Origin of the sequence: Mumia zhuanghuii (assembly GCF_042681565.1) — a bacterium.
Classification (GTDB): Bacteria; Actinomycetota; Actinomycetes; order Propionibacteriales; family Nocardioidaceae; genus Mumia.
The window spans coordinates 1744907-1771392 of the sequence record NZ_JBHUFT010000008.1; the positions used below are offsets into that span (position 1 = coordinate 1744907).

Consider the following 26486-nt stretch of genomic DNA (forward strand, 5'->3'; position numbering starts at 1 on the left):
CGCCAGCGTCCATGCCGCGCAGGCGTTTGGACGCTGGCGCGCCGACGGGTCAGCCGCCTGCGAGTGCCTTGCGCGCGTCGTCGTCGTACGTGACCGCGGCCCACCGCAGGATCAGCACGCTGGCGAACAGCGGCGGCACCAGCGCGAGGAACGCGATGTTGATGGAGCCGGTCGCGTCGGAGACCACGCCGATGAGGAACGGTCCGAGCGCGCCACCGAGCGACAGCAGGAACTGCACGGCGGCGAACCCGAGCCCTCGGCGCGAGGCGGGAACGACGTCGGCGGACGCGGCCGTGAGGTTCGGGATGGCCCCGGCGAAGCCGACACACGCGAGGGCGACGAGGCCGATGCGCAGCGCGACTCCGGGGAGGACCACGACGCCGGTGATCGAGAGCGCGCCGACGAGGAGGAACCAGAGGCTGACCCGGATCCGCCAGCCGGGCTTCACGCCGTGGCCGCGGTCGCCGATCCGGCTGCCGAGGATGATGCCGATCACGATGCCGACACCGCCGACACCGCCCGCGACGCCTGCCGCCGTGTCGTACGCCATGTCCTCGGTCCGCTCCAGCAGCGTGGGGAGCCAGTAGAAGAGCCCGCCGAGCCCGAGGTAGAGCAGCGCCAGGCTGAGGGTGATGCCGCGCAGCGAGGTGATCTGGAGGACCGCGCGAGCTTCGGCGAACATCGACGTCGGTGCAGCCGACGCGGCCCCTTCGGTCGTGGGCTCGGTGTCGCCCATGCCCCGGAGGCGGTCGATCCGGTCGCCGATCCCACGGACCGGCTCGCGCACCGTGAGGACGAGCGCGGCCACGAGCACGCCGGGGATCGCCACGATGAAGAACACCGCGCGCCAGTCGAGCGCCTCGGCCACGGCACCACCGAGAGCGACGCCGACCGGCAGGCCCATGTAGTAGCCCGCACGCTCGAGTCCGAACGCCTTGCCGCGGGTGCTGCCCGGGAAGTAGTCGGCGAGGAGGCTCGACGCCGGGGGGTTGTAGAGCTGTCCGGCAGCGCCGAGAAGGATGCGGATGACGAAGAACATCGCGAACGTCGTCGCGAGACCGCTGGCCACCGAGAACAGCGCCCAGGTGAGCACCACGAGCGCGACGATCCAGGTCCGCCGCCCCTTGTCGGCGAGCCGACCGGCCGGCAGGAGCAGGACGACCGCGGCGAGCGACGCAGCGGTCGGGATGGCGCCGGCCCAGGTGTCGCTGAAGCCGAACTCCTCCTGGATGGCCGGGAGGGCGCCGGCGATCAGGTTGACCTCGATCCGGTCGATGAACGCGACGAGCGCGATCACGATGGCCGCCCACCAGCCGAACGGCGCCGGGCGTGCCAGGTCGACGTCCATCGGAGGGCGACCGACGAAGGCCGTCAGGGGTACCGTGCCCAGAGCAGTGGCCGCCGCGGCAGTCTCCTCCTGCTCAGGTGGGCGATCGTCGGTCGGCTGGTTGCTCACATCCGGCTCCTGTCATCGGGCAGAGCAGCGTCGGGGAACGTCTCTGAGAAACTCTAGGGGAGAATCGTAGAAGGATATATGGTTTCGCCCATGACTGTCGTACGCGTCGCCGCCGTCCAGCTCGCTGCCAGCGAGGACGTCGCGGCCAACCTCGCCTCCGCGGTCCGCCTCGTCGAGGACGCGGCCGGACAAGGGGCCCAGCTGGTCGTTCTGCCGGAGTTCGGCAACCACGTCTCCTGGTACGCCGATCGCGAGCACGCCCGCCGCATGGCCCAGACCCTCGACGGCGACTTCGTCCGTACGCTCGCTGCCACGGCCGCGAAGCACCGGATCCACCTGCTCGTGAACTGCACGCTCGCCCGCGAGGACGGCCGCACGACGGGGAGCAACATCCTCATCGGCCCCGACGGCGAGGTCCTGGCGACGAGCGACAAGCAGGTCCTCATGGGCAGCGAGCGTGATCACCTCGATCCCGCGACCGAGGCCTCGCCGGTCGTCGAGACGCCGCTGGGCCGTCTCGGCCTCTACTCGTGCATGGACGGCGTGATCAACGAGACGCCTCGTCTGCTGGCGGTCGGCGGCGCGCAGCTGCTGCTCAACAGCCTCAACTCGTTCGCGCTCGACGAGGCCTCGCTCCACGTCCCCGTACGCGCGGTCGAGAACCGCGTCTGGGTGGTGGCGGCCAACAAGGTCGGACCGCTCGTCCCCGAGCACAGCATCAACACCGTCGCGCAGGCGGTCGGAGTCCCGGTCGAGCGTCTCCACGGCGCGGGGGAGAGCCAGATCGTCGCGCCCGACGGGACCGTCGTCGCACGCGGCCCCCTCGCCGGCGAGGCGGTCGTGATCGCCGACATCGACGTCTCGGCGGCCGACGACAAGCGGCGCCCGGACGGCACCGACGTCCTAGCGGTGCGGCGCCCGGATCTGTACGGCCCGATCGTCGCGCCGCCGCACGGACGCCGTGCTCCCGCCGGCTCCGCGTCCCTGCTGACGGCCGTGATCTGCCCGGCCGACGGGGACGACGTGGTCGCCCTCGTGCGCGAGGCCGTCGAGGGGGGAGCGCAGCTCGTCGTCCTCCCCGAGCTCGCGGCCTGGCCTGGTGGGATCGTGACGGACGAGGTGACGCCGCGCTTCGATCCCGATGCCCTCCGTGCTGTGCTCGCCGACACCACCGCGACGCTCGTGACGACGGTACGAGACGGGGACCAGCACGTCGGCCTCGCCATGGACGCTCGCGGCGTCGTCCTCCGCCAGCCGCAGCTCCACTCAAGTGCCCGCCACGCAGAGTGGGTGACCCGCCTCGGCGAGGCGCTGGAGGTGATCGACCTCCCGTGGGGCCGCCTCGCCCTCGTCGTGGGCGATGACGCTCTGCACCCAGAGACGTTCCGCCTCGCCTCGCTGCAGGACGCTGACGTCGTCGCCGTGCCGTTCACCACCGCGGCCGCGCACGACCTCGACCTGCTGCTGCTCGAGCGGTCGGCGGAGAACCGCCTCAACCTTGCCGTCGCCTCCAGGCCCGGTCCGTTCGGGGCCGGGATGCTCGTCCCGCTGTCGTCGGACTTCACCCTCTGGAGCGGGAGCTGGCAGTTCGACGGCGTCATCAGCCGGCCCCAGCCGGTCATGTCGGAAGGGTCCGTCACCGCCGCCGCGCTCAGCCCGGAGCAGGCGTCCAACCGTTTCGTCTCACGCGGGACCGACGTCGTCGACGGCCGCCCGTGGGCGATCGCCGACGCGCTCGTGAAGCCCTAGGTGGTGCCGCTCAGGCGGAGTCGGCGACCGCGCGGTTGCCGAGCGCGGCCATCAGGGAGCGCTCGCTGCCGTCGAGGTGGGCGATCCACGCCTTCTTGAACGCCGCCGACTTGCGCGCGCGGGCGAGCTCGAGCAGCTCGCGGTGCTCGTCGATGCGGTGCTCCTTGGTCTCGGGTGCGTGGTCGAGATCCTCCATCAGGAGGTGCAGGTAGCGGTCGGCCGAGTGCCACAGCAGCTCGAGGACGTTCTTGTCGGCGGTGCCCATGACGCCGGAGAGCAACGTGGCGTGGAAGGCGTGGTGCGCCGCGGCGAGGGCGGCCGGCTCACGCTCGATCGCGACGTACTCGTCGAGCGCCTGTTCGGCCTCGGTGACCAGCTCGTCCGTCATCTGACGGGCGGCCTTGGCTGCGAGGTCGCCCTCGATGAGGCGCCGAAGGCGGTAGATGTCGGCGAGGTCCTCCGTGCTCAGGGCGGCGACGAGCGCCGACCGGCCCGGGCGCAGGCTCACGACGCCCTCGCTCTCGAGACGACGAAGCGCCTCGCGTACGGGGATGTGGCTCACGTCGTACAGCTCGCAGAGCTCGACGATGGAGACCGATGAACCGGGCTGGATCTCGCCGGTGAGGATCGACGCGCGGAGTTCGCTGGTCACGCGGTCGACGAGTGACACGTGGGCGATCGGCCGGGCGGTGCGGTCGGATCGGCTACGTCGTGCCATGCGGGTGCTCCTCTATGAGTCAGATGACGCGTGTGCGTCTACATCATAGATTCTCGCAGGCCAGGTCGTTCTTAGCGATGAACACGTGGCACAACCCCAAGTTGATATTGTATATTCTCTACCACCTTGAAGGAGGTGGATCAGTGGTCGAGGCTTCGACGTTCCGCGACGTGCTGGCCCAGTGGCCCAGCGGCGTCACCATCGTCACTACCGTCGTCGACGGTGTGCGGCACGGCATGACAGCGAGCTCGTTCTCCAGCGTGAGTCTCGATCCGCCGTTGGTCTCGATCTGTCTGGACCGGCGGCTCTACAGCCACGGCCTGGTCGAGTCCAGCGGTGTCTTTGGGATCAGCGTCCTCGCGAAGGACCAGGCCGAGGTGGCGCGCCGCTTCGCCGGGATGGCCGGTGAGGTTGCCGACCGTTTCGACGGCGAGACGTGGTCCACAGCTGCTACCGGGGTCCCGTTGCTCGACTCAGCCCTCGGCTGGCTCGACTGCCGGGTCCTTCACGCCTATCCGGGCGGAGACCACACGATCTTCGTCGGGGAGGTGCTCGCGGGCCACGCCGCCCGTCGTACGGCACCTCTGCTCTTCCATTCCCGCGGATGGGGCCAGTTCGCCGACGTCCTCCCCGACGTCGCGACACTCGCCGACAGCGGTCTCGTCACCTCGTTGGCGGCACGCGGCGAGGTCGGCGACTCGGTCCACCGGACAGCCCGCCACGTCCGCCGCTCGGGCATCCGCGTGCGTGTCGCCGACCTGACGGCCGGCGCGTCTCTTGAGACCTTCCCGTGGGGGAGCGGCGCAGCGGTCGACAGCGCGGATGCCGCTCACCGAAGCGCGCTCGTGGAGTCCGCGGCGCAGGCGCGTCGGGCAATCGACCGGGGCATCTCGGTCCTCGAGGTCAGGGCCGACGGCCACGACCCCCGCTCGGTCGAGCGTGCCGCCGTGCTCGCCCGGGAGCTCGCGGGCGATGACGCCGCGACGGGCCGCGTCGTGATCCTCGACGACGCGTTCGCCGTGGCCGGCAGCGAGTCGGCGCTCGCGGCGATCGACGTGCTCGCGCACTCGGGCGCCACCGAGATCTGCCTCGACGACACCTCCGGCTCGGCGACGCCGCTTCAGGTGCGGGCCCTCCTGCAGGACGCCGTCGGCCTCGCCCGGCCCGTCCCGCTCCGCCTCCGGCTGCGTGACAAGGACCGGCTCGGCCTGGTCAACGTGCTCACGGCGCTGAAGTCGGGAGTCCACCACTTCGACACCACGCTCGGCGGCCTCGACGGCGCCGTCGCAACCGAGGACCTCGTGCGCCTGCTCGGGACCCTCGACGTCACCACCCCCGCGGACGCCGTGGCACTGGACCGCCTCGCGCGCCGCCTCCGAGAACACCCGCCCGGCTCCTCGGCCCCGCCGTCCCCGCACGGTTCGCCCGCGAGCACCTCCCATCCCACCCCAATGCCTTCCCTGTAGGAGCTGATGACGGCCATGCTGACCGCCGAACACCTCTTGACCGACCTCAGCCCCGAGGAGCGCGAGCGCGCTGCCCGGGTCGAGGCGATCCTCCCCGCCATCCGTGACGCCGCCCAGGAGGCCGACGCCCGTGGCGCGTTCCCCGAGGGCCACGTCAAGCTCCTCGCCGAGGCCGGGCTGCTCGGTCTTGTCGTCCCGAAGGAGTACGGCGGCCTCGGCGGGGGCCTCCGTGACCTCGTCGCCACCACGTACGCGCTCGGGACGGTCTGCGGTTCGACCGCGCTCGCGTACTTCTTCCACTGCTCGGCATCGTCGCGCGGGCTGCTGCCGCTCGCTGCGCTCGAGGCCGGGCTCTACACCGACGACGAGGCGGACGAGGTCCGTGCGTTCGCCGAGCGTGTCCTCCACCTCATGGGCACCGAGGAGCGCTGCCTCGCCAACTTCGCGAGCGAGGCCGCCAAGGCGAGCAACGCCAACGTCCTCATCTCGACGACGGCCACGCCGGTCGAGGGCGGCTGGCTCCTCAACGGCGAGAAGTCGTTCGGCTGCCTCTCCGGCACCGCCGACTTCTACCTCGTCACCGCGCGCCGTGCCGACATCGACGGCATCGACGGCATCTCGCTGTTCCTCGTCGCCCGCGACTCCGAGGGCATCCGCCCCCGGCAGGAGTGGAGCGGTCTCGGCATGCGGGCCTCGGACAACTTCGGGCTCGTGATGGAGGACTGCTTCGTCCCCGCCGACCACGCGCTGGCGGTGCCGGCGGGCTTCGCCCGGGCGACGTCGATGTCGCGCGGGTCGTGGGTCGGCAACCAGATCGCGATCGCGGCGATCTATGCCGGCATCGCGAAGGGTGCCTGGGACTACGCCTTCGAGCGGACCATGAAGGCCAAGTTCGCCGACACCGGCAAGCCGATCGCGTCCTCGCCGATGCACCAGGTGCTGATCGGTGAGGCCCAGCACGACCTGACCGACATGCACCTGTGGCTGCGCTACCAGGTCGAGCTCGAGTCGAGCGACCCGCCGATCCTGCCCAAGCCCGAGGTCGTCAAGAACTGGAAGCTCGCCAAGGGGTCGGTTTGCGAGAAGGCCTTTGCCGTGGCGGTCGGATCGTTGAAGATGTGTGGAACGTCCGGTGCGTTGATGGACAACGTCATCGGCCGCGCCGTGCGTGACACCGCGATGGGTCTGGTCCAGGCGTTCCCCGCCGAGCGGGGTCGCCTCGACCTGGCTCAGCTGCTCGTCAGCGACGAGTCGTGGATCGGCCTGACCACGCCCGACGCGGTGGACGCGAAGGCGAAGGCGGGACAAGGATGACGAGTACGGCGCACGGTGGGGCGATCGCCGCGGTGACGCTGCCAGCCCTGGTCGAGGTGGTCGCGGGTGAGGTCGCTCCCGCGACCGGCACCCTCGACCTCGTCCTCGAGGATCCGTCGACCGGAGAGTCGCTGGGGCACGCCGTCGAGAGCGCACCGGACTCCGTGGAGCGGGCCCTGGCCGCTGCCGACGCGGCCCACACCAGCGAGACGTGGTCGTCGACGTCGCCGGACGAGCGGGCCGCCCTCCTCGACGCCGTGGCGGTCGCGCTCGAGGCCCGCCAGTCCGAACTGGCGGCGCTGGAGGCGTTCGCGACCGGCGTCCCGGTCCGTCAGACCTCCATCGTCGGCATGATCGTCCCGGGCGCCTTCCGCCTCGCCGCCGAGATGCTGCGGTCGGGGACCCTGGTCGATGCGCCGGTGACGGGCGCGAACGGTCAGGCCGTCGAGGTGCTGCGCCTGCCGGTCGGGCCCGCGATCTGCCTGGTCCCGTGGAACGCGCCCGCGCCGATGGCCGCGCACAAGGTCGCGAGCGCGCTCGCCGCAGGCTGCCCCACGATCCTCAAGCCCAGCGAGTACGCCCCGTACGCGACGACGCTGCTCGGCACTACGGTCGCTGAGGTCCTGGCCGAAGCCGGGGTCGACGGTGGGGTCTTCCAGCTCCTCCAGGGTGGACCGTCCGTGGGCGGAACGGTCGTCACCGACCCGCGCATCCGCGCCGTGTCGTTCACCGGTGGCGCTGTCGGAGGACGTGCGGTCGCCGCCGCGTGCGCCGAGAAGCTGGCCGCGCTCCAGCTGGAGCTCGGCGGCAACAACCCGCTCGTCGTGATGCCCGACGCCGATCCTGAGGCGGCCGCGCACGCTGCCGTCGACCTGCTGACCACCCTCAACGGCCAGTGGTGCCGCGCGCTCGGACGCTTGATCGTGCCCGAGGCGATGGCCGACGAGGTCGTCGAGCTGGCGCTCGAGCGGCTGACCGCTCTCACCGCGGGGGACCCGCTGGACGAGGCATCAGATCTCGGCCCGATCGTCCACTCGGTCCACCGGGCCCGCCTGGAGTCGGCGCTCGAGGCGCTGGGCACCGCCGGCGGCACTGTCCACCGCGCGACGCCCGTCCCCGACACGGGCAACTACCTGGCGCCCGCACTGGTGACCGGCGTGCCGGTCGCGGCTGCCGCGGAGGAGATCTTCGGCCCGATCGCGACCGTGCACACCTACGCGACCGAGGACGAGGCCCTCGCGCTCGCCAACGGCACGTCGTACGGGCTTGAGGGATACGTGGTCGGCACCGACACCGACCGGGCGCTCGCGCTCGCCCGCCGCGTGCGTGCCGGCGAGGTCAAGGTGAACGGCTCGACGATCATGAGCCTGCACCTCATGACGCCGCGGCCGGCGTGGGGCCTGTCGGGGCTCGGCGAGGAGGGCACGGTGGAGACGATCCGATGCTTCACCAACGCCCGGGTCGTCGGGGTCGAGGGCAGCTTCGCGCTGCACGGGCGATGACCGGCGCCACCTCTCCCGCCGCCACCCTCCGTACCCTGCTCGCCGGTGACGAGGTCGTCCACCTGCCCGGCGTGTACGACGCGGTGACCGCGCGGCTCGCGGTGGTCTCCGGCGCACGCGCCACCTGTCTCTCGGGCGCGGTCGCGTCGGCGGTCGGCCTCGGCCTGCCGGACCTCGGCTTCGTGCACGGCAGCCAGATCGCCGCGCGTGCCCGTGAGGTCGTCCCGGCACTGGACGACGTCCCGCTGCTCGCCGATGCCGACACCGGCTACGGCAACGCGTTGCAAGCGCGGCACACGACGCGCGCGTACGCGGCGGCCGGCATCGCAGGGCTGCACCTGGAGGACCAGGTCGCCCCCAAGCGGTGCGGTCACATGACCGGCAAGGCTGTCGTCGGGCTTGCCGAGGCGGCGGGCCGGGTCCGTGCCGCGGTCGAGGCGGGCACCGACGTCGTGATCGTCGCCCGTACGGACGCGCTCTCGGTCGACGGTCTCGACGCCGTCGTCGCGCGGGCCCACGCGTTCGTCGCGGCGGGTGCCGACGCCGTGTTCGTCGAGGGCGCAGGCCTGTCTGAGCTGCGCGAGGTCTCGGCGGCGCTCGGCGGCGAGGTGCCCCTGGTGATGAATCGTTCTGAGGCGGCCGGCGCGATCGAGGGTCCCGATGCGGGCCATCCCGATGACGGGACCCTCGCCGAGCTCGGCGTACGCCTCGTGATCCACCCGGTCTCCGCACTGCTGGCTGCTGCCCGAGCGGCAGCCGACACGTACGCGGCGATCGCCCGCACCGGCCATGCCGGTGCCGTCCCACGGATGGCGTGGGACGACCTGACCGAGCTCGTCGGGCTGGGAGACCAGCTCGTCCTGGAAGCGGCGTACGCCGAGGAGGCAGCACGATGACGAACGACATCCTGGTCGTGGGAGCGGGGCCCGTCGGACTCACCACGGCGCTCGTGCTGGCGCAGGCCGGTCACGCGGTGACCGTGCTGGAGGCGGGGGAGTCACTGTCCGCGGAGTCGCGGGCGAGCACCTACCACCCGCCGACGCTGGAGATGCTCGCCGACCTCGGCGTGCTCGACGCGCTGCGGGAGCACGGCATCGTCTCCCAGGCCTTCCAGTACCGCGACCGCCAGGACGGCCCCGTCGCCGAGCTGGACCTCGGCATCCTCGCCGACGACACCCCGTACCCGTTCCGGGTGCAGTGCGAGCAGAGCAAGCTCACGCCGATCCTGCTGGAGCGACTCCGGCAGCACGACGGGTGCACGGTCGAGTTCGGTGAGCCGGCGACGTCGGTCACGCAGGCTGACGACCGGGTCACCGTCACCAGTGCCAGCGGACGTTCCTGGACCGCCAACTGGGTGGTCGGTGCCGACGGCGCGAGCTCGGTCGTGCGCAAGAGCACCGGTGCGGAGTTCGAGGGCATCACCTACCCGGAGCGCTTCCTCGTCGTCTCGACCACCGAGGATCTGGCGGCCGTGCTCCCCGGCATCGCCGACGTCAACTACGTCTTCGACCCGACCGAGTGGCTGGTGCTGCTGCGGACCCCGGAGCACTGGCGCATCCTGTTCCCGACCGACCCCGACAGCCCGGCCGACGCCGAGGTCGCCGACGCGCGCGTCCAGGAGCGCCTGCGCGGCGTCGCCGACCTCGGCCGCCCGTGGGAGCTGCTCCACTCCTCGCTCTACCTCGTCCACCAGCGGGTCGCCGAGCGCTTCCGTACCGGCCGGGTCGTGCTCGTGGGCGACGCGGCGCACGTCAACAACCCGCTCGGCGGGATGGGCATGAACAGCGGCATCCACGACGCGGTGCTCACCGCTCGCGCGCTGGTGGCGCTGCTCGCGGGGGAGGCCGACCTCGACGCGCTCGACGTGGTGCTCGCCGGTCGCCGGGACGTCGCACTGTCCTACGTCCGTAAGGTCACGCACGACAACTGGAAGCAGCTGCGCGAGCAGGACCCCTCCGCGCGCGCCGCGCACCACGCCGAGCTGCGCGCGCTCGCCGCGGACCCGGTGGCAGCGCGGGCATACCTGCGCCGGACCTCGATGATCGACTCGCTGCGGCCGCTCGAGCCGGCGGGCGACGCGCTGTGACGATCGCGGCCACCGGCTCGCGCCGCGAGAACCCCGCCCGTACGAGCGAGGTGGTGGGGGAGGTCGTGTTCGACGATCCGGCGGCAGTCGACCGCGCCGTCGGGCGTGCCCGTGCGGCGCAGGCGACGTGGCGCGACCAGCCGGTGGCCTCGCGGTCAGCGGCGCTGCGGGCAGCCGCCGACCTGCTCGATCCGGTGCTCGACGACGTCGCCGCGCTGATGGCGCGCGAGACCGGGAAGCCGCTGGCCGACTGTCGGGGCGAGGCGGGCTTCGCCGTCACCGTGCTGCGCTGGGTCGCCGCGCGCGCTGAGACGTTGCTCGTCGACAGCGAGATCGACGACGCCCAGGGACGGCTCGTGCTGCGCCACCGGCCGTACGGGGTCGTCGCTGCCGTCACGCCCTGGAACGCCCCCGTGATCCTCGCCATGCTCAAGGTCGCTCCGGCGCTGGTCGCGGGCAACGCCGTCGTCGTGAAGCCGTCACCGCTCGCGCCGTTCGCGGTCGAGAAGGTCGTCGCCACGATGTCAGCCGTCCTGCCTTCCGGCCTGCTCCAGGTCGTCCACGGCGATGCCGAGACCGCGACCGCACTGGTCGGGCACCGCGGTGTCGACCGGGTCGCCTTCACCGGCGGCGACGTCGCGGGGCGTGCACTCGCCCGTACGGCCGCCGGGGCGCTGACACCGTCGCTGCTGGAGCTCGGCGGCAACGACCCGGCGATCCTGCTCGCGGACGTCGAGCTGGACGAGTCCATCGCGGAGCGCCTGCTGATGGCCGCGTTCGCGACCAGCGGGCAGGTCTGCATGGCGATCAAGCGCCTGTACGTCCACCGGTCGCGCTACGACGAGGTAGTCACGGCCCTGCGTGCCGCGGCCGACCGGATCCTGCGCGTCGGCGACCCGTTGACCCCCGGCGTGACGATGGGGCCGGTCGTGAGCGCGGCCTCGGCCGAGCGCGTACGGGCACTGGTCGACTCCGCAGCGGCGGCGGGCGCGGAGGTCGTCCCGATCGGGACCATCGACCCCGAGGCGCGGCTCGACGAGGGCTACTACGTTCTGCCGACCCTCGTTCTGGGTGCGTCGGACTCGGACGACGTCGTCGCGACCGAGCAGTTCGGTCCGACCCTGCCGATCCTCGCGTTCGACGCCGAGGAAGAGGTCGTCGCGCGCGCCAACGCCGGCGAGTTGGGACTCGGTGCGTCGGTGTGGTCGGTCGACGAGCAGCGCGCCTTCGACCTGGCCGCGCGGCTCGACGCGGGCTTCACCTTCGTCAACACGCACAACCGGACGGGCATGTCGTTGCGGGCGCCGTTCGGGGGCGTCAAGCGGTCCGGATGGGGGAGGGAGTACGGCGACGAGGGGATCTTGGAGCACGTGCAGACCTGTGTCGTCCATGCGCCTGCGGCCTTCAGGGCGGGCGGCGAGGGGCTCGGCGCGACCGCGTATCCGTCCTGATAGCACGTCATCAAGATTCGGTTACGTCTCCGGACATCAGCGCCGAGCGGGCCGCCGGTCGGGTCAAGATTCTCTTCCCGAACTCTGTCCGTCCAGGGTATAGATCATATATAGTCTCAACGTAACGTGAATCACGTCGCACGACACGTAAGGAGCCCCCGTGAGCCAGAGTCTGAAGTACGTGCAGGAGCACCTCGACGAGTCGGGCCCGACCGACGTCAGCGAGACCTTCGCGACCTGGTTGGCCCTCGTCGAGCGTCTCAAAGACCGGGTCGCTGAGCGGTTCGAGCTCGAGCGCGACCCGTCGTCCGAGGCGCTCGAGGACTTCGGCGGTGACACCGGCGCCAAGGGCCGCGTCCGCACGTACGCCGGCCCCGAGATCGACTGGATGGTCCACTCCCACATGGAGAACGCGACCGCCGGGTTCTGCAACGTCCACCTGACGATCTGGCTCGGTCCGCAGGTCAAGGTCCCGCACTTCGGCATGGCGCTCGGCTGCTTCCCGCAGGGCTGGTTCTTCCTCGACTCGGTGCCGCGCAGCTATCTCGTGACCGACACCGACTCGTTCGACCGCTACTACGAGCCTGTCAACGCTCGCTGGGAGCAGCTCCAGAACGAGAGCTTCCTCGAGCCGTTCGTCAGCCGTTCGGCCTTCGTGCGCGCCGGCCTCTCGCCGACCGCGTTCTGCCACATGGCGCCCGCCGGCGAGGAAATGACCAAGCTCGTGACCGAGGTCGCTGAGGAGCACCTCGACCGCTGGCTCGGGTGGGTCGACGCCGCGGAGGCCGTTCCGGTCGCCGAGCGCGCCGCACTGGCGGCCGACGATGAGGCGATCCGCCGCAACATCGCCGAGCGTGACCCCGCCAACGTGATGGGCGACCGTTACTTTGGCGCCGAGACGACGCAGCGCCTCGTCCGTGCGCTCTGGGGCGGCGACCGCACGCTGCCGCGCGCTCACGAGCACGAGGTTCACTCGGCACGATGAACGACCCCGTCCTCGCCCGCGCGCTCCGCACGGCCGTCCGCATCCCGGGAGCCGAGGCTCCGTACGACACGGCGCACGTCACGGTGCGCTACCCGGCGCTGCCCGCGACGACGACGGCCGAGCGGATGAGCGGCCGTCTCGCGGCGGACCCGGCGGGTGCCCCGTACCCGCTGGCCGTGATCCTCTCGGGCGTCAACGTCTGCGCCGACGCCTACGCGTGGTTGGCCGTGCGGCTGGTCGAGGCCGGCTTCGTCGCGGTCACGTACGACTGGGTGGGGGAGCTCTTTCCTCCCAGTGAGCACAGCGTGGGCGAGTACGGGCTGACGCCCGGTGTCGACCTCGGCACCGTCGGCCCGGACACCTACGGCAGCGGGCCGACGACCCAGGCGTTGCGTCCGGTGCTCGGCGCCGTCACGGCGCTGGGGGAGTCCGGCCCGCTCGCGGGGCTCCTCGACACCGGCGCCGTCGCGCTGTTCGGTCACTCGGCCGGCGGCACCGTGGCCCTGCAGTCGGCGAGCCCACAGTGGTTCCCCGAGGTGCGCGCCGTCGCGACGTACGGTGCCCACACGAAGGCCTCGCAGATGCTCGGGCACCCGCCGAGCACCCTGCTGCCGGCGCCGGTCGAGGCACCGGTCATGCTGCTGGCCGGCACGGCGGACGGTGTGGTCGCCGCCAGCGCCATCCGGTACGGCGAGGACCCGGACGCTCCCGCTCACGACCCGATCACGGCGACGTGGGAGCGGGCGCTCCCGTCGACGACCGAGGCCTGGCTCGTCCACCTCGCGGACGCGACGCACATGCTCGCGATCCACCCCGAAGACCCCACCACGGCACGCGGTTTCCTCGAAGACCCGTCCACCGGTGACGCCGCCGCCCAGCGCGACGCGCTCGCCACCACCGTCACCTCGTTCCTCCGCGCGACCGTGCGCGGGGATGTCGAGGCCAAGAACGCACTGGAGCTGCTGGCGGAGCAGCCCCGCTCGGAGATCGCCGAGATTCGGCGACGCTAGGAGGAGACCCGCGATGTTCAAGAATTTCTGGTACGCCGTCGAGTTCAGCGAGGATCTCCCCGCCGGGACCCCGAAGAAGGTCAAGCTTCTCGGACAGCAGCTCGTCATCTACCGCAAGTCGAGCGACAACAGCGTCGTCGCCATGTCCGACCTGTGTGTGCACCGTGGTGCGGCGCTGTCGGGCGGCGAGGTCAAGGACGACTGCATCGTCTGTCCGTACCACGGCTGGGAGTACGAGCCCGACGGGTCCGTGCGCAAGATCCCCGCGCACCCCGGCAAGGGCATCCCGCGCAAGGCGCGCATCGACGCCTACCCGGTCCAGGAGAAGCACCGCTTCATCTGGATCTACATGGGCGACCTGCCCGAGGCCGAGCGCCCGCCGCTGCCCGACTGGTCGGCCATCGACGACACCGAGACCTACCGTGCGGTCACCGGTTCGTTCCTCTGGAAGTCCAACTACGAGCGCATCCTCGAGAACGGCGTCGACGTCGCGCACACGCCGTTCGTGCACGGCGGCGTCTTCGGCAACAAGGAGAAGCCGGAGGTCCCCGAGTTCGAGATCGAGGAGTCGGAGTGGCACTGCAAGGTGTCGGTCAAGCTCAACCCGCCGAACTCCAAGGGCATCTGGGGCATGCTCAACCCCAACAAGACCAAGGACCTCATGAAGCGTCCGCAGGTGCCGGTCTCCACCACCTGGTGGCTGCCCAACATGATCCTGCTCGAGGTCGACACCCCGATGGGCAAGCTCAAGATCTTCGACGTCAACATCCCGATCGACGAGGAGACCACACTCGTCAAGTTCGTCGCGCTGCGGACGTTCTTCAAGGGCAAGTGGGCCGACCGTGACGCGCGCCGCCGCGTGTTCAAGGTGCTGTACGAGGACGAGGCCGTCGTCAACGGGGTGCGCCCCGAGCTCCTCCCGTTCGACCTGTCGGCAGAACTGCACGTCAAGAGCGACTACAACGCCGTGCTCTACCGCCGCCGCCGTCAGGAGCTCATCGACAAGGGCTGGTCGGTCGAGGGCAACACGATCGTCGGCGAGGGCCCTGCCCGGGTCGAGGCGCGCGTGATCCCGTCGCCGACCCGCAAGGAGGTCCCCGAGCTGGCTTCGGCGTGGAACTTCAAGGAGGTCCGCAGCAAGGAGCTGCTCGGCAAGCGGGTCGAGCGCGAAGAGCGCGGGGACGTCCCGCGCACCGACAGCACCAAGACGACGACGCGTGAAGAAGAGGTCCCCGCATGAGCACCACCGAGTCCGAGGCGTCTGTGAGCCTTCCGCGCGGCTTGTGCGAGCGCGCATGGGAGCGCATCGTCGCCGAGCGTGGCTTGGTCGAGGTGACCGCCGACGACGGTTCCGCGTTCCGTACGCTCACGTCGCCGATGACGCCGGACCCCGTGGGTGACGTTCGCGTCTTCGTCCCGACCGACGACTCCAACCCGATCGGCAAGGTCGTGTACGTGGGCCTCGCGGTCGACATGATCGGTCTGGACAGCCACATGGTGTTCGCGTTCGCTCGTGACGGACTGCCGATCCCGCACTTCACGCTCGACTCGGTCAAGGGCCAGGGCACCTACGCGTTCCACCTCGATCTCATCCCGCGGGCCGACCTGGGCACGCACCTGGCCTACCTCGACTGGGCGCACGAGCCGCTGACAGAGACGTACGAGGAAGTCGAGACCTGGGAAGGCTTGACCAAGGCCGCGATCGGTCCTCGCCAGAACGCCATGATGTCGCCGTGGATGCTCGTGCACCGCGCCGACGCGGACGCGTTCGTCTCCATCGAGAGCGCCGTCACGACCTACCTCGAGCACTGGTTCGGTCTGCTCGACGCGTCGGTGCCCGCCGAGGTGCTGGCCGACGTGGCCGACACCGACCTTCCGGCACGTGACGCCCGCAACCGGGCGCTCATCTTCAGCCCCGAGGTCGACAAGGTCTGGGCGCAGGTCGCTCGCCTCATCGGTGACGACGCCGCCGAGGACGTCCGGGCGCACTTGCTCGACAACGAGGTGCGCAAGTGACGGCGACCAGCGAGACCGACCAGGAGTCGGTCGACACGAGCGCGTGGCAGCAGCGCATCGAGGGGGAGTGGCACGGCCGTCCCGCGCTGTTCGACCCCGAGGGCAACCACGTGGGCTTCGAGCGCATCGCACGTGCGAGCGTCATCGAGGACGGCGTGGCGCGCTACTGGATGCGTCCGACCCTCGAAGGCGCCGGCCCGCTGCGCAACCGGTTCCAGCTCGGCGCCGACTTCGACTTCCGCATCGTCGACTCCGACGAGAATCGTGTCTACTGCGGTCCGGACTTCTACGGGACCGGCCAGCCGTACGGGTTCTTCGTCGAGGCCAACTACTACTCGCCGGGCTGGCAGGCCGACCTGCGCACCTGGAACCAGGTGCTCCCCGACGGCGTGACGCAGGTCTACTCGTCGGTCCTGCACGACGGCTGGGCGGTCTGCGCGGTCTTCAACGGCGTCTACAAGCGGACGCTCGACCACGACACGAACCCCGAGACGCAGGCGTTCGTCGACGAGTGGATCGCGGCCGAGACCCAGCGCGGCCCGACGCCTCAGGTGCTTCCCACCAAGGAGAAGGGCACCTGGACCGGGTCGCTCTCGGTCGAGGACGCGGCTACCCAGAAGACGCTCGGCCAGACCCAGGTGCAGATCGAGCACGAGCCCCTCTCGCTCCTGCGGACCCGCCAGCGCGTCACCTGGAGCGGCGCGCTCGACCGTTCGTACACCTTCGAGCGCTACCGCGACGGTGCCCGCACCCAGTACGAGGGCGACGTCTTCGGCAACGCCGTCTCGTACGGCCGTGCGCTGTTCACCACCCAGCACCTCATGGGACCCGACGCGCGCGGTGTCGAGAAGATCCGCGGACGCGAGTTCCTTCTCGACTCCCAGACGCGTGACCTGTCGGTCGTCTGGCAGCTGTTCTCGGGCGAGCGCACCACCCACTTCCTTCACGGCCTGCTCACCTGGGAGCCGGCGTGACGGAGTCCAGGGTCGTCGTCGTGACCGGTGGGACCCGGGGCATCGGCCTCGGGCTCGCCGGCCAGCTCCTCGACCGAGGGTGCCGTGTCGTCGTGTGCGGACGGTCCTCGGCCGCGGTCGACGCCGCCCTCGCCGAGCTTGCGCCACGCGGTGGCGACCGCATCAGCGGCATCCCTGCCGACGTCACCGACCGTGAGTCCCTGCAGAAGCTGTGGGACCACGCGTCGCAGACGTTCGGTCGCGTGGACGTGTGGATTAACAACGCCGGCGTCTCGGCGCCGCGTCGTCCGCTCCCGGAGATCTCGGCGGACGTCACCGACACCGTCGTCCGTACCAACCTCGTCGGTGCGATCAACGGTTGCACCGTCGCGCTGGCGGGCCTGAGTGCGCAGCCGGGCGGCGGATGGATCTGGAACATGGAGGGCTTCGGCTCCGACGGGCAGCTCCAACCCGGGATGGCGATCTACGGCGCGAGCAAGCGCGCGGTCACCTATCTCACCGCGGCGCTGGTCAAGGAGTCCAAGAACACCGACGTCCGCGTCGGCTACCTCTCCCCGGGCATCGTCGCGACCGACCTCCTCGTCGACGACTACGACGGGCAGCCTGAGGCGTTCGAGAAGGCTCGCAAGATTTTCAACATCCTCGGCGACCGGGTCGAGACCGTCACGCCGTGGCTCGCCGACCGCGTCCTTGCGGCCAGCAAGAACGGTGCCAGGGTGGCCTGGCTGACCCGGTCGAAGGCGATGGGGCGCTTCATGACCGCGGGCTTCCGCAAGCGCGACATCTTCACCCCGACCGAGCGCGAGGAGGCCTGATGGCAATCGATCCCTGCACCGAGTACGGTCTGGCTCTTGCGATCCAGGACTTCACGCCCGTCGTGCTCGCTGGCGCCGGTCTCGTTGTCCTCGCCCAAGCGCTGGGCAAGTCGATCCCCGCCGTACGGGTGGGAGCGCTGCTCGGCGGCCTCGTCGTCACCGCCGGTGGCCTCGGCAAGGCGGTCTGGAAGCTGCTCGTCGCCGGACCGTGCATCGAGATCCCGTTCCTCGAGCAGATGCTGTTCCCATGCCTCGCGATCGGCTTCTCCGCGCTCGCGTGGGCCCTGGCGAGCGTGTACGTCGGCAAGGTCGTGTCGTGGGCGCCGTTCGCCCTGGTGCCGTTCGTCGGCGCGTGCATCTCCGGAGCTGCGCGCAACCTCACCCCGATGCTCGCCATCGCGGCGCTCGCTGCGGTTGCGGTCGGGGCGATGGCCTCGGCGCTCGCCGCTCGTCACGGTGACCAGCTCGGCCGCTGGTTGTTCCTCTTCTATCTCGTCGGCACGCTCGTGCTCCCTCCGCTGGCGGCTCGGCCTCATCAGACCGAGGCGCTGCAATGGATCGAGCAGCTCACCAACACCGGTGTCCAGCTCTGCTTCCTCATCGGTGCGCTCCGGCTCAGCAGGCGTCTCCCGCACGCCGAGCGTCCCTCCGTCTCCGAAGGAGCCTCCCTCTCATGACCGACCGCCTCGGCTACCGCCGCAAGTTCGGGGTGATCGCCCCGAGCACCAACACGATCGTCCAGCCGGAGTTCGACTCGATGCGGGTTCCTGGCGTCACCTCCCACTACGGCCGGATCCTGATCCGCGACGGCCGGATCGCCGACGACGAGGGCATGCAGAACCTCCTCGTGCAGATCCGCGCCGCGATGGCCGACTGCGTCGAGGGCATCATGACGATGGAGCCCGACTACATGGTCATGGGCATGAGCGCCGAGACCTTCTGGGACGGCGTCGAAGGCAACCGCCAGTTCGTCCAGCAGATCAAGGACCTCTCCGGTGGCCTCGGTGTCGCGACGGGTGCCGAGGCCTGCGAGCGTGCGCTGCAGCTGTTCGGTGCCAAGAAGATCGGCATCGTCACGCCGTATACCCCGATCGGCGACGAGAACGTCCGCAAGTTCTTCACCGAGCTCGGCTTCGAGGTCGGCAAGATCAAGGGCCTCAGCTGCGAGAGCGCGGTCGCGATCGCCCACGTGAGCGAGCAGACGCTGCGTGAGGCGATCCTCGAGGTCGACGAGCCCGACGTCGACGCGATCGTCCAGTGCGGCACCAACCTCTGCATGACCGAGCTCGCGGACGAGGCCGAGCGCTGGCTGGGCAAGCCGGTCGTCGCCATCAACGCCGCCACGTGGTGGATGGCGCTGCGCGAGAACGGCATCGAGGACAAGATCCACGGCTACGGGTCGCTGCTGCGCGACCACTGATCCTCCGTGTGGGGCCGGAGTTCCCCCGGCCCGGCCTCGCACGGTGTTCCACGCGAGGATGCCCCCCGAGCCATGCGGCTCGGGGGGCATCCTCGTGCGGGTGACGCCTGGTCACATCCGCATCACGTCCGCGGGCAAGAGGTGCCAAACGCGGGACAGCGTTCCAGTCAGGAGGTTACGGTGCGGCGGACGAGGTCGGCTCGGACTCGAGCGTGATCTGGTCGAACGGCAGCATCGGCTGCACCGCAGGGAAGGCCCAGAGGAACAAGATGGCGACGAGCGTGACGAAGAGCGTGAGGGCGAGCAGGGCCTTGACGGCGCTCGGTCCTGGCAGGACGCGCCAGAGTGCTGCGTACATGTCATGCCTCCGTTCCGGAGCGGGTCTCGATCAGGCGGCCGTGGACGATCAAGCGCTCGCTGGATCCCCAGCGCGGATTGCACGTCACGATCGTGATCCGTGCCTTGCGTGGCGTCGCGTTCGGCTTGTCGGGCACCGGATACAGGACGCCGACCGCGGTCGGTGCCACGATCTCCGTGCGGTCGACGACGTAGGTGTAGGTCGAGCCGACGGCCTCCACAAAGATCTTGTCGCCCTTGCGGACGCGGTCGATGTGGGCGAACGGTTCGCCGTGCGTCGCCCGGTGACCGGCGACGCCGAAGTTGCCGACCTGGCCGGGCAGGGCGGTGTCGGGGAACCGTCCGGGACCGCGCGCGAGCTGCTCGTCGGACACGCCTTCCACCACGACCCACGACCAGTCGTCGCCGAGCCGGGGGATCTGCATGACCGCGACGCCGGCGCCGGCGGACGGTCGTACGGGCGCGGTCGGCGCCGCCTTGGAGGTGGCGGGGACGGCAGCCGCCTGCTGTTTGAAGTCGTCGCGCAGATCGACCTGCGCGGCGGCTGTCTGGACGTCGCTCCAGAAGACCAGGTAGACGGCGAAGAGCAGCACGACGACGCCGCCGGTGACCAGAGTCTCCGCGGCGGTTCGGGCGAGCGTCCTCACGACGTTGCCGGACCGGTTCATCAAAATCCTCTCGGATATATCATTGACAATATCGTCTCTGTGAATCAGCCTATCCCTACTTGCACTCCGGATGTGTGCAATGCAGTGGACAGGACTGCGACTGAGGTCGGGTCTCTCGGGACCCCCTACCCGAAGAAGGAGAGCGGGTAGATGAGATCGAAGAATCGCGTCGTCGCCCTGCTGGCTGGAGCCAGCATGCTTGCGACGACAGCAGTCGTCCTCGGAGCCGGGACCGCTGCTGCGGTCGCGCCCACCGGTGGATGCTGGGTCTACTCACCACCGAGTGGAGCTGACATCGAGGACACCACGCCAGCGAGCAACACGTCGTCGTCACTTGCTCCGTGGAGTGATGGCGCTGCCGACTACAACCTCACCACCAGTGGGGGCACCACCGTCGGCAGCACACGCAACTTCTCGCTCGTATTCGACAAGGGTCCGAAGAACGGTGGACCGCCTGCCAGTGGCACGGCGTACTACTACTTCTCGGTCAACGGGGTCTCCCTCCCTGCGATCACGAAGGCGTTCTCGGCCGGTGGCGGTGCTGTGATCCCCGGTGACACCATCACCGGGACGTTTACGATCACGGGTGCTGGCGCCAACACCGTCAAGCTCCGCAAGGTGATCTACGACATCCCGACGTTCCTGACCCGCGTCAACTGCAACGGTCAGAGCACGGGCGTGGCCGGCGGGGTCAACCCGGCGACCACTCCGGTCGACACCAACATCACCGCGAGTTTCTCAGCGGTGGGGCCGACGGCCACCGTCAGCGGCATCACCAACCAGGTGGTGACCAACGCGGCGCGCAAGAACGACGTGATCAGCTTCGGCGTCACGAACTTCTCGGCGGCCGGGACGGGCACGGTCGAGCTGTGCAACGTCAGCGGGACGAGCTGCGACGCCACGTCGTCGAGCGTCACGATCGCTGGCGACGGCTCGGGCTCGGGCACGATCGCGGTCGGGGCGACCCCGACCACGGGATCGCGCTCGATCAAGGTCACCTCGGGTGGTGAGACGAGCTTGACTCCGATCACCATCCTCGGTGACGTGACCGTCTCGACCAACGTCGTCGGCGGTGGCGCCGGCACGGTGGTCACGGTGACCGGCAGCAACTGGGATCCGAACCAGCCGGTGACGGTCGGTGGCTACAAGAACGGCCCGCCGTTCCCGCCGCCGGCTTCGTCGGATGCGACGGTCTCGACGACCGCCGACTCCGCAGGCAACATCTCGGCCTCGTTCATCGTGAACGATGCAGGGACCGCGTTCATCGGCGCGAGCCGTATCCACGCGGCCGGCCCTCCGCCGGTGGCCCTCTTCGGCTCGCAGGCCTTCACCTTCTCGGGTGACACCTGCACGGCGAAGCAGGGATCTGCGGCCACGGGCAGCTGTGCGCTGCTCGAGACGGTCGAGCTGACCGTCGTGGCCGGCGACCTGAAGATGTCGAAGGACGCGGGCAAGGTCCTGATGTCGGGCGTCACGCTCGACGGCACGGACCAGACCTCGACCGGCGACCTTCAGAACGTCACGGTGAAGGACTACCGCGGCGGCACGCTCGGCTGGTCGCTCGTCGGTCGCTTCTCGGGCCTCAACGGTCCCGCGAAGCCGGCCGGTGGCAACTTCACCATCGCCCCGACCGCCCTGTCCTGGACGCCCACCTGTGCGCCCCAGGCCAACAGCGACGACACCGTCGTCGCGGGTGCAGCGGGCTCGTTCGCCGATGCTTCGACCGACCTGCCGCTCTGCGCGGTGGCGACGTCCGGCCTCGGCGCGAACGGGACCAGCGGAGGCGACGCCGTCGCCGACGCCGGGCTCTCGCTCGAGGTCGGTTCCAGCCAGGCTGCCGGTAACTACTCCGGCCTCCTCACGCTGACGCTGTCGTGAGCCTGCTCTCGACACGTCATCTGTCATGACACGCACCACGTAGTACAGGTCCGGGTGGGCACCGCTTCAGCGGCGCCCACCCGGACCACCACGTCCCACCGGCCAGGAGTTGCCGACCGATGACTCGAGTGATGCGCCACGTGCGCGCCCTGATCGCCTTCGTCGTGCTTGCCGTGGCGATGGCCCTTCTGCCGTCGTCCGCGCACGCCGCTGACAACGGTGCTTGGTCGGTCACTCCCACGCCCGGCTCCGAGTCGTCACCGACGCCTCGGAGCTACTTCGTGCTCGAGGGCGCTCCCGGCACGACGCTCACCGACAAGGTGCGCATCCGCAACTACACCAACCGCCCGCTCACCTTCACGCTCTACGGAGCCGACGGCTACAACACCGAGCAGGGCGGCTTCTTCGCGCTTCGGACCCTTGAGCGTCCGCAGGTCGACGTCGGTGCCTGGACCAAGCTCCCTGTCCAACAGGTGAAGGTCGCCCGCCGTACGCAGGTCGATGTGCCCATCACGGTCCAGATCCCCGAGAACGCGACGCCGGGCGACCACGTGGGCGGGATCGTCGCGCTCAACGGTGCCGTCGAGGGGACGACCGAGTCCGGCGGCATCGACGTGGGCATTAAGCGTGCGGTCGCGGCCCGGCTCTATCTGCGCGTGAGCGGTCCGACGACCCCCGCGCTGAAAGTCAGCGACGTACGTCTCGAGCACGACCGTGGGTTCTTCCCCTGGTCAGGATCTGGAAAGGGCAGTGTGTCGTACACGGTCGAGAACACCGGCAACCTTCGGTTGTCTCCGGAGAGCGTGATCAGGCTCTCCGGCGTCGCGGGTCGTGAGCTCGACGAGGTCGAGACCGCCGCGGTCGTCGACCTGCTCCCGGGGCAGACGGCAAAGCTGCGCGCGGACGTGTCCGGTGTCGGGTGGGCCGACCGTGTGTCCGTCGACGTCACGCTCGCGACGCCGGAGGGCGTGCGAGACGTGGCGTCGACGACGGTGTGGATCGTCCCGTGGCCGCTCGTCCTGATCCTGCTCCTGCTCATCGCAGGTTCGACGTGGTGGTGGCTGAGGCGACGTGCCGAACGACGGCGCGCCTTCGAGGCCGTCGCGACCGCACCGAAGCTGACGATCGCGACCGGCCGGTGAGGGCGGCGCGCAATCTGGCGGTCCTCTTCTCCCTCCTCGTGATGCTCGGGGTGTCGGGTGGTGCATGGACCCCCGCCCTCGCCGAGGACGAGCCCGCCACCGGCCTCACGGCGACGGTCACACCGGGCACCGCCGCGTATGCCGAGCGGGTGAAGGTCAAGGGCTCCGGCTGGCCGGCGATGACGCAGGTCCAGGCCGTCGTGTGCGGCGACCTGGCGATCGGCGGGTCGGCCGCGTGCGACCAGACCACCGCCGTGCTCGGCGTGGCGAACGTGGATGGCGACGTCGACATCGACATGGTCGTCGGCAACCCGCCGCGGCCGTGCCCGTGCGTCGTGCGCCTCGCCTCGTACACCGGTCCGGCGCTCGCCGTCGACACGCCGATCGTGATCGACGGGCACCCCGTCGGCACACCGCCGACGCCCGTGCTCCCGCTGCCGAACCTGCACGTGAAGGACATCCGGCTCGAGGGGAGCGGTGGCTTCTGGGGCTTCTTCGGCGCCGCCCCGGCCCGCAAGCTCGTCGTGACGATCGAGAACCGGGGCACCGCCCCGGCGGTGAACCCTCCGATCAAGATCGGCGTGGGCCAGTCGGAGCTGACCGAGCCGTCGATCGGTGTGGGCCGCGACCTGACGATCGAGCCGCTCCAGAGCGGCCGCATCGAGATGAACGTGGAGCTCCCGTTCGCGGCGTTCGGCACCTACCACGTCGTGGGCTCGATCGGCGAGGGCGACCTTGGGACGACCTTCGAGACGACCTGGGGGGCGTACCCGTGGGGTCTCGTGGCGCTGACCGTCTTCGCGGCCGTTCTCCTCGGCCTGGGCGTGCTCGTACAGGCGAGGGACGTGCGACGGCGCCGTGCCGGCCGGGTGCCTGCGGAGACGGCGGCGGCGCTGACGAGCCGACCGTACGGGCTCCCCGACGTCGTCTATGTCGACGCGCTCGGCGGCTTCCTCGTGAGCCCGAAGGCCGTCGGGAAGTCGCGCCTCATCAAGCAGCTCGACGGGCGCCTCGAGAGTCAGGACCTGCAGGCGCTGTTGCGCGATCCCGCTCTGGCCGAGGGGAGCCTCGTCCAGGACGTGGGGGCGGGCACGAACGGGGCGGGAGCGGCCGTGGTCGACCTGCTCGCGCTCGATGCATGGCTGCGTCGCCGCCACCCCACGACGGAAGCGCCGGAGGGCGTTTCGGACTCCTCGGGCCCCGTCTCGGCCGATGCCGTCGTCGACGTGGACGCGGTGGACGCCTGGCTGACCCGACGAGACGGCAAACAATCTTCCCAGGCGAACTAATATCGTATATTCTAGCCGCCAATCGTGAGCGGACTGGAGGGCGAATGCGGCATCAGAAGGACACAGCAGGCAGCGCGGATCGATCGTTGGTGATCCGCGCGAGCGCGGCGCTTGCCTGCTTCGCGCTCGCCCTCGTCGGCTGTGGCAGCGTGATGCCGGGCGCGGTGGTCGGCGACGGCGGCACGTCGGCGTCCGCCGAGGGAGTCGGGCCCGGTGTCACCGGTGACGCTGTCAAGGTCGTCTTCGTCGGGGTCGATCTCGCCGGAGTCCAGGAGCTCACGGGCTTCAAGACGGCCAACGCAGGCGATCCCAAGAAGCAGGTCGAGGCCCTCGAGAAGTGGGTCAACGACAACGGGGGAGTGGGCGGGCGTCAGCTCGACGCGGTCTTCCGGATGTACGACGCGCAGGCCGACTCGCCGGCCGCCGAGGAGCAGCTCTGCAACAAGATCACGCAGGACGACCAGGCCTTCGCTGTCGTGCTTACCGGCCAGTTCCAGAGCAACGCGCGTCCCTGCTACGCCCAGCGCAAGACCTTGGTGCTCGACGCCACGCTCGTCGCCACCGACGACGCCACCTACAAGGAGCTCTCGCCGTACCTGTGGTCGCCGAGCTATCCCTCGTACGACGGGTTCGTCCGCGCATACATCACGACCCTCAAGGATCAGGGCTTCTTCAAGGGGCGCAAGAAGGTCGGCGTCGTGGCAGCGGACAACCCGATCAACCGCGCCACGATGGAAGAGATCGCCCTCCCGATGATCGAGGAGGCCGGTGTCAGGCCCGAAGTCGCGTGGGTCGACACCACTGACCAGGGCAGCCTGTTCCAAGGCAACGACCAGGGCGCGGTGACCTTCCGCAGCGCAGGGATCGACCGGGTGATGTTCCTCGGGGGCGCCCGGCTCGCGTCGATCTTCGCCACCGTCGCCAGTGCGCAGAACTTCAAGGCCCGCTACGCGATCTCCACCTTCGACAACCCGACGTTCTTCGTCAACAACCCTGACACCGTGCCGCCCGAGGTCCTCAAGGGCATGGTCGGCGTCGGCTTCGCCCCCGCACAGGAGGTCGCCGACGCGCAGCTGCCGTTCCCCGGCACCGATGCCGAGAAGAAGTGCATCGACATCTACTCGAAGGCCGGGATCACGTTCCCCTCGCGGGAAGCAGCGCGAGTCGCCCTCCCGTACTGCGACGCCGCGCTCCTGCTTCAGGCTGGTGCCACCGACCTCACCGACAACCTCAACGCAGCCGCGTGGGGCGCCGCGGTGGAGAAGCTCGGCTCGGCGTTCGTCCCGGCTACGGGCTTCACCGGAACCGGACGTCACGCTGCGTCGGGTGCCTACCGGGTGCTGCGGTTCGACAACGACTGCCACTGCTTCGTCTACGAAGGGGGCGACGTTGATTTCCCGACGTCGTAGCGTCACCTCGTACGCGCCGCGCCCCGGAGCTCCTGCACTCGCGTGCGAGGGGATCCAGTGCTCGTACGGTCAGGTCCAGGTGCTCTTCGACGCTGGCCTGGTCGTCGAGGAGGGCGAGATGGTCGCGCTCCTCGGCCCGAACGGTGTCGGCAAGAGCACGATGCTCAAGGTGCTGGCGGGGCTCCTCAAGCCGGATGCGGGCAGCGTTCAGATCGGCGGCGTCGACGTCACCACCGCGCCGACCCGCGAGCGGATCGCGCGCGGCCTCGGCCAGGTCGTCGGTCAGGCCACATTCAGCTCGTTGACCGTCACCGAGAACCTCCGCATGCACGCCTACACGATCGAGGACAGGGCGTGGGCCGACGAGGCGGTCGACGCTGCGCTCGCAGTGTTCCCGCGGTTGCGGGCCCGCCAGGATCAACCCGCGTCCACGCTCTCCGGTGGTGAGCGGCAGATGCTGGCGCTCTCCAAGGCGATCGTCCAGGACCCGCGCATCCTCGTCGTCGACGAGTTCTCGCTCGGGCTCGCCCCGGTCGTCGTCGGAGGACTTCTCGAGCTCGTCCGGCGCCTCAACGCGCGCGGCACGGCCGTGCTGCTCGTCGAGCAGTCGGTCAACGTCGCGCTCTCGCTGGTCGACCGCGCGTACTTCATGGAGAAGGGTCAGATCGTCGCGACCGAGACGGCGGCAGAGCTGAGCGCCGACCCTGACCGGGTGCGCGAGCTCATGCTCGGCGGCCACGTGGCGGTGGCCCAGTGAACGCCCCGGACACCACTCTCGCGC

24 protein-coding genes are annotated in these 26486 nt (G+C 70.2%); 20 read left to right on the plus strand and 4 right to left on the minus strand.

What is annotated here, in order from left to right:
- Nucleotides 1-49: 49 nt before the first annotated feature.
- Nucleotides 50-1456: an MFS transporter gene (locus ACFSDF_RS16845; RefSeq protein WP_377158393.1), complete on the minus strand. Its 1407-nt coding sequence runs from the start codon at nt 1454-1456 to the stop codon at nt 50-52.
- 90 nt (nt 1457-1546) lie between these two features.
- On the opposite strand from ACFSDF_RS16845, the gene ACFSDF_RS16850 reads away from it, so the two are divergent.
- Nucleotides 1547-3205, plus strand: a complete 1659-nt coding sequence (locus ACFSDF_RS16850) for a carbon-nitrogen hydrolase family protein (protein ID WP_167003657.1) — start codon at nt 1547-1549, stop codon at nt 3203-3205.
- 10 nt (nt 3206-3215) lie between these two features.
- Here the strand turns inward: ACFSDF_RS16850 and ACFSDF_RS16855 are convergent, their stop codons facing one another.
- Nucleotides 3216-3923, minus strand: a complete 708-nt coding sequence (locus ACFSDF_RS16855; RefSeq protein ID WP_377158395.1) for a GntR family transcriptional regulator — start codon at nt 3921-3923, stop codon at nt 3216-3218.
- Between the two features lie 143 nt (nt 3924-4066).
- Here ACFSDF_RS16855 and ACFSDF_RS16860 point away from each other — a divergent pair, with 143 nt between their 5' ends.
- From ACFSDF_RS16860 to ACFSDF_RS16925, 14 genes are all read left to right on the plus strand, one after another.
- Nucleotides 4067-5389: a flavin reductase gene (locus ACFSDF_RS16860; protein WP_208322360.1), complete on the plus strand. Its 1323-nt coding sequence runs from the start codon at nt 4067-4069 to the stop codon at nt 5387-5389.
- 6 nt (nt 5390-5395) lie between these two features.
- Nucleotides 5396-6703, plus strand: coding sequence for an acyl-CoA dehydrogenase family protein (locus tag ACFSDF_RS16865; protein ID WP_167003651.1), 1308 nt, complete (start codon nt 5396-5398; stop codon nt 6701-6703).
- A complete protein-coding gene (locus tag ACFSDF_RS16870; protein ID WP_167003649.1) occupies nt 6700-8205 on the plus strand; it encodes an aldehyde dehydrogenase family protein in 1506 nt (501 codons plus the stop codon). The genes ACFSDF_RS16865 and ACFSDF_RS16870 overlap by 4 nt, the downstream gene beginning before the upstream one ends.
- Nucleotides 8202-9101 carry an isocitrate lyase/PEP mutase family protein gene (locus ACFSDF_RS16875; RefSeq protein ID WP_167003647.1) on the plus strand — a complete coding sequence of 300 codons (900 nt, stop codon included), beginning with the start codon at nt 8202-8204 and terminating at the stop codon, nt 9099-9101. Before ACFSDF_RS16870 ends, ACFSDF_RS16875 begins: the two co-directional genes overlap by 4 nt.
- Nucleotides 9098-10291 (plus strand): FAD-dependent oxidoreductase, encoded by a 1194-nt coding sequence (locus tag ACFSDF_RS16880; RefSeq protein WP_377158398.1) that lies wholly within the window; start codon nt 9098-9100, stop codon nt 10289-10291. Before ACFSDF_RS16875 ends, ACFSDF_RS16880 begins: the two co-directional genes overlap by 4 nt.
- Entirely contained in the window at nt 10288-11742 is a 1455-nt protein-coding gene (locus ACFSDF_RS16885) for an aldehyde dehydrogenase family protein (RefSeq protein ID WP_208322359.1), read from the plus strand. Before ACFSDF_RS16880 ends, ACFSDF_RS16885 begins: the two co-directional genes overlap by 4 nt.
- Before the next feature lie 160 nt (nt 11743-11902).
- A complete protein-coding gene (locus ACFSDF_RS16890) occupies nt 11903-12727 on the plus strand; it encodes an oxidoreductase (RefSeq protein ID WP_167003643.1) in 825 nt (274 codons plus the stop codon).
- Nucleotides 12724-13737, plus strand: coding sequence for an alpha/beta hydrolase (locus tag ACFSDF_RS16895; RefSeq protein ID WP_167250397.1), 1014 nt, complete (start codon nt 12724-12726; stop codon nt 13735-13737). Before ACFSDF_RS16890 ends, ACFSDF_RS16895 begins: the two co-directional genes overlap by 4 nt.
- A 13-nt stretch (nt 13738-13750) precedes the next feature.
- Nucleotides 13751-14977 carry an aromatic ring-hydroxylating dioxygenase subunit alpha gene (locus ACFSDF_RS16900; protein ID WP_167003639.1) on the plus strand — a complete coding sequence of 409 codons (1227 nt, stop codon included), beginning with the start codon at nt 13751-13753 and terminating at the stop codon, nt 14975-14977.
- Nucleotides 14974-15753, plus strand: a complete 780-nt coding sequence (locus ACFSDF_RS16905; protein ID WP_208322358.1) for a hypothetical protein — start codon at nt 14974-14976, stop codon at nt 15751-15753. The genes ACFSDF_RS16900 and ACFSDF_RS16905 overlap by 4 nt, the downstream gene beginning before the upstream one ends.
- Nucleotides 15750-16727, plus strand: a complete 978-nt coding sequence (locus ACFSDF_RS16910) for a calponin homology domain-containing protein (protein ID WP_167003637.1) — start codon at nt 15750-15752, stop codon at nt 16725-16727. Before ACFSDF_RS16905 ends, ACFSDF_RS16910 begins: the two co-directional genes overlap by 4 nt.
- Nucleotides 16724-17542 carry an SDR family NAD(P)-dependent oxidoreductase gene (locus ACFSDF_RS16915; protein ID WP_167003635.1) on the plus strand — a complete coding sequence of 273 codons (819 nt, stop codon included), beginning with the start codon at nt 16724-16726 and terminating at the stop codon, nt 17540-17542. The genes ACFSDF_RS16910 and ACFSDF_RS16915 overlap by 4 nt, the downstream gene beginning before the upstream one ends.
- Nucleotides 17542-18219, plus strand: a complete 678-nt coding sequence (locus tag ACFSDF_RS16920; RefSeq protein ID WP_167003633.1) for a hypothetical protein — start codon at nt 17542-17544, stop codon at nt 18217-18219. Before ACFSDF_RS16915 ends, ACFSDF_RS16920 begins: the two co-directional genes overlap by 1 nt.
- Nucleotides 18216-18962, plus strand: a complete 747-nt coding sequence (locus tag ACFSDF_RS16925) for a maleate cis-trans isomerase family protein (RefSeq protein ID WP_377158403.1) — start codon at nt 18216-18218, stop codon at nt 18960-18962. Before ACFSDF_RS16920 ends, ACFSDF_RS16925 begins: the two co-directional genes overlap by 4 nt.
- Before the next feature lie 175 nt (nt 18963-19137).
- On the opposite strand, the gene ACFSDF_RS16930 is transcribed toward ACFSDF_RS16925, so the two are convergent.
- Entirely contained in the window at nt 19138-19320 is a 183-nt protein-coding gene (locus ACFSDF_RS16930) for a hypothetical protein (RefSeq protein ID WP_167003629.1), read from the minus strand.
- A gap of 1 nt (nt 19321) precedes the next feature.
- A complete protein-coding gene (locus ACFSDF_RS16935; protein WP_377158405.1) occupies nt 19322-19987 on the minus strand; it encodes a class E sortase in 666 nt (221 codons plus the stop codon).
- A 150-nt stretch (nt 19988-20137) separates the two neighbouring features.
- On the opposite strand from ACFSDF_RS16935, the gene ACFSDF_RS16940 reads away from it, so the two are divergent.
- The 5 genes from ACFSDF_RS16940 to ACFSDF_RS16960 all read left to right on the plus strand — a co-directional run bounded on the left by ACFSDF_RS16940 (nt 20138) and on the right by ACFSDF_RS16960 (nt 26462).
- Nucleotides 20138-21865, plus strand: coding sequence for an autotransporter outer membrane beta-barrel domain-containing protein (locus ACFSDF_RS16940; protein WP_167003625.1), 1728 nt, complete (start codon nt 20138-20140; stop codon nt 21863-21865).
- Nucleotides 21866-21984: 119 nt separating this feature from the next.
- Complete coding sequence (locus tag ACFSDF_RS16945; RefSeq protein WP_377158407.1) at nt 21985-23007, plus strand: WxL protein peptidoglycan domain-containing protein; 1023 nt, start codon at nt 21985-21987, stop codon at nt 23005-23007.
- Nucleotides 23004-24296, plus strand: a complete 1293-nt coding sequence (locus tag ACFSDF_RS16950; RefSeq protein WP_377158409.1) for a hypothetical protein — start codon at nt 23004-23006, stop codon at nt 24294-24296. The genes ACFSDF_RS16945 and ACFSDF_RS16950 overlap by 4 nt, the downstream gene beginning before the upstream one ends.
- Before the next feature lie 89 nt (nt 24297-24385).
- The gene (locus tag ACFSDF_RS16955) at nt 24386-25705 is read left to right on the plus strand and encodes an ABC transporter substrate-binding protein (RefSeq protein WP_167250407.1); all 1320 of its coding nucleotides are present in this window, start codon (nt 24386-24388) and stop codon (nt 25703-25705) included.
- 79 nt (nt 25706-25784) lie between these two features.
- Nucleotides 25785-26462, plus strand: coding sequence for an ABC transporter ATP-binding protein (locus ACFSDF_RS16960; RefSeq protein ID WP_167250409.1), 678 nt, complete (start codon nt 25785-25787; stop codon nt 26460-26462).
- Nucleotides 26463-26486: the final 24 nt, after the last annotated feature.

Bases quoted from the DNA above. Each gene is read 5' to 3' on its own strand.
- ACFSDF_RS16945 (WP_377158407.1), top strand. From the start codon at position 21,985: ATGACTCGAGTGATGCGCCACGTGCGCGCCCTGATCGCCTTCGTCGTG.
- ACFSDF_RS16940 (WP_167003625.1), top strand. From the start codon at position 20,138: ATGAGATCGAAGAATCGCGTCGTCGCCCTGCTGGCTGGAGCCAGCATG.
- ACFSDF_RS16900 (WP_167003639.1), top strand. From the start codon at position 13,751: ATGTTCAAGAATTTCTGGTACGCCGTCGAGTTCAGCGAGGATCTCCCC.
- ACFSDF_RS16925 (WP_377158403.1), top strand. From the start codon at position 18,216: ATGACCGACCGCCTCGGCTACCGCCGCAAGTTCGGGGTGATCGCCCCG.
- ACFSDF_RS16930 (WP_167003629.1), bottom strand. From the start codon at position 19,320: ATGTACGCAGCACTCTGGCGCGTCCTGCCAGGACCGAGCGCCGTCAAG.
- ACFSDF_RS16865 (WP_167003651.1), top strand. From the start codon at position 5,396: ATGACGGCCATGCTGACCGCCGAACACCTCTTGACCGACCTCAGCCCC.
- ACFSDF_RS16870 (WP_167003649.1), top strand. From the start codon at position 6,700: ATGACGAGTACGGCGCACGGTGGGGCGATCGCCGCGGTGACGCTGCCA.
- ACFSDF_RS16850 (WP_167003657.1), top strand. From the start codon at position 1,547: ATGACTGTCGTACGCGTCGCCGCCGTCCAGCTCGCTGCCAGCGAGGAC.
- ACFSDF_RS16895 (WP_167250397.1), top strand. From the start codon at position 12,724: ATGAACGACCCCGTCCTCGCCCGCGCGCTCCGCACGGCCGTCCGCATC.
- ACFSDF_RS16875 (WP_167003647.1), top strand. From the start codon at position 8,202: ATGACCGGCGCCACCTCTCCCGCCGCCACCCTCCGTACCCTGCTCGCC.
- ACFSDF_RS16855 (WP_377158395.1), bottom strand. From the start codon at position 3,923: ATGGCACGACGTAGCCGATCCGACCGCACCGCCCGGCCGATCGCCCAC.
- ACFSDF_RS16920 (WP_167003633.1), top strand. From the start codon at position 17,542: ATGGCAATCGATCCCTGCACCGAGTACGGTCTGGCTCTTGCGATCCAG.
- ACFSDF_RS16935 (WP_377158405.1), bottom strand. From the start codon at position 19,987: ATGAACCGGTCCGGCAACGTCGTGAGGACGCTCGCCCGAACCGCCGCG.
- ACFSDF_RS16880 (WP_377158398.1), top strand. From the start codon at position 9,098: ATGACGAACGACATCCTGGTCGTGGGAGCGGGGCCCGTCGGACTCACC.
- ACFSDF_RS16905 (WP_208322358.1), top strand. From the start codon at position 14,974: ATGAGCACCACCGAGTCCGAGGCGTCTGTGAGCCTTCCGCGCGGCTTG.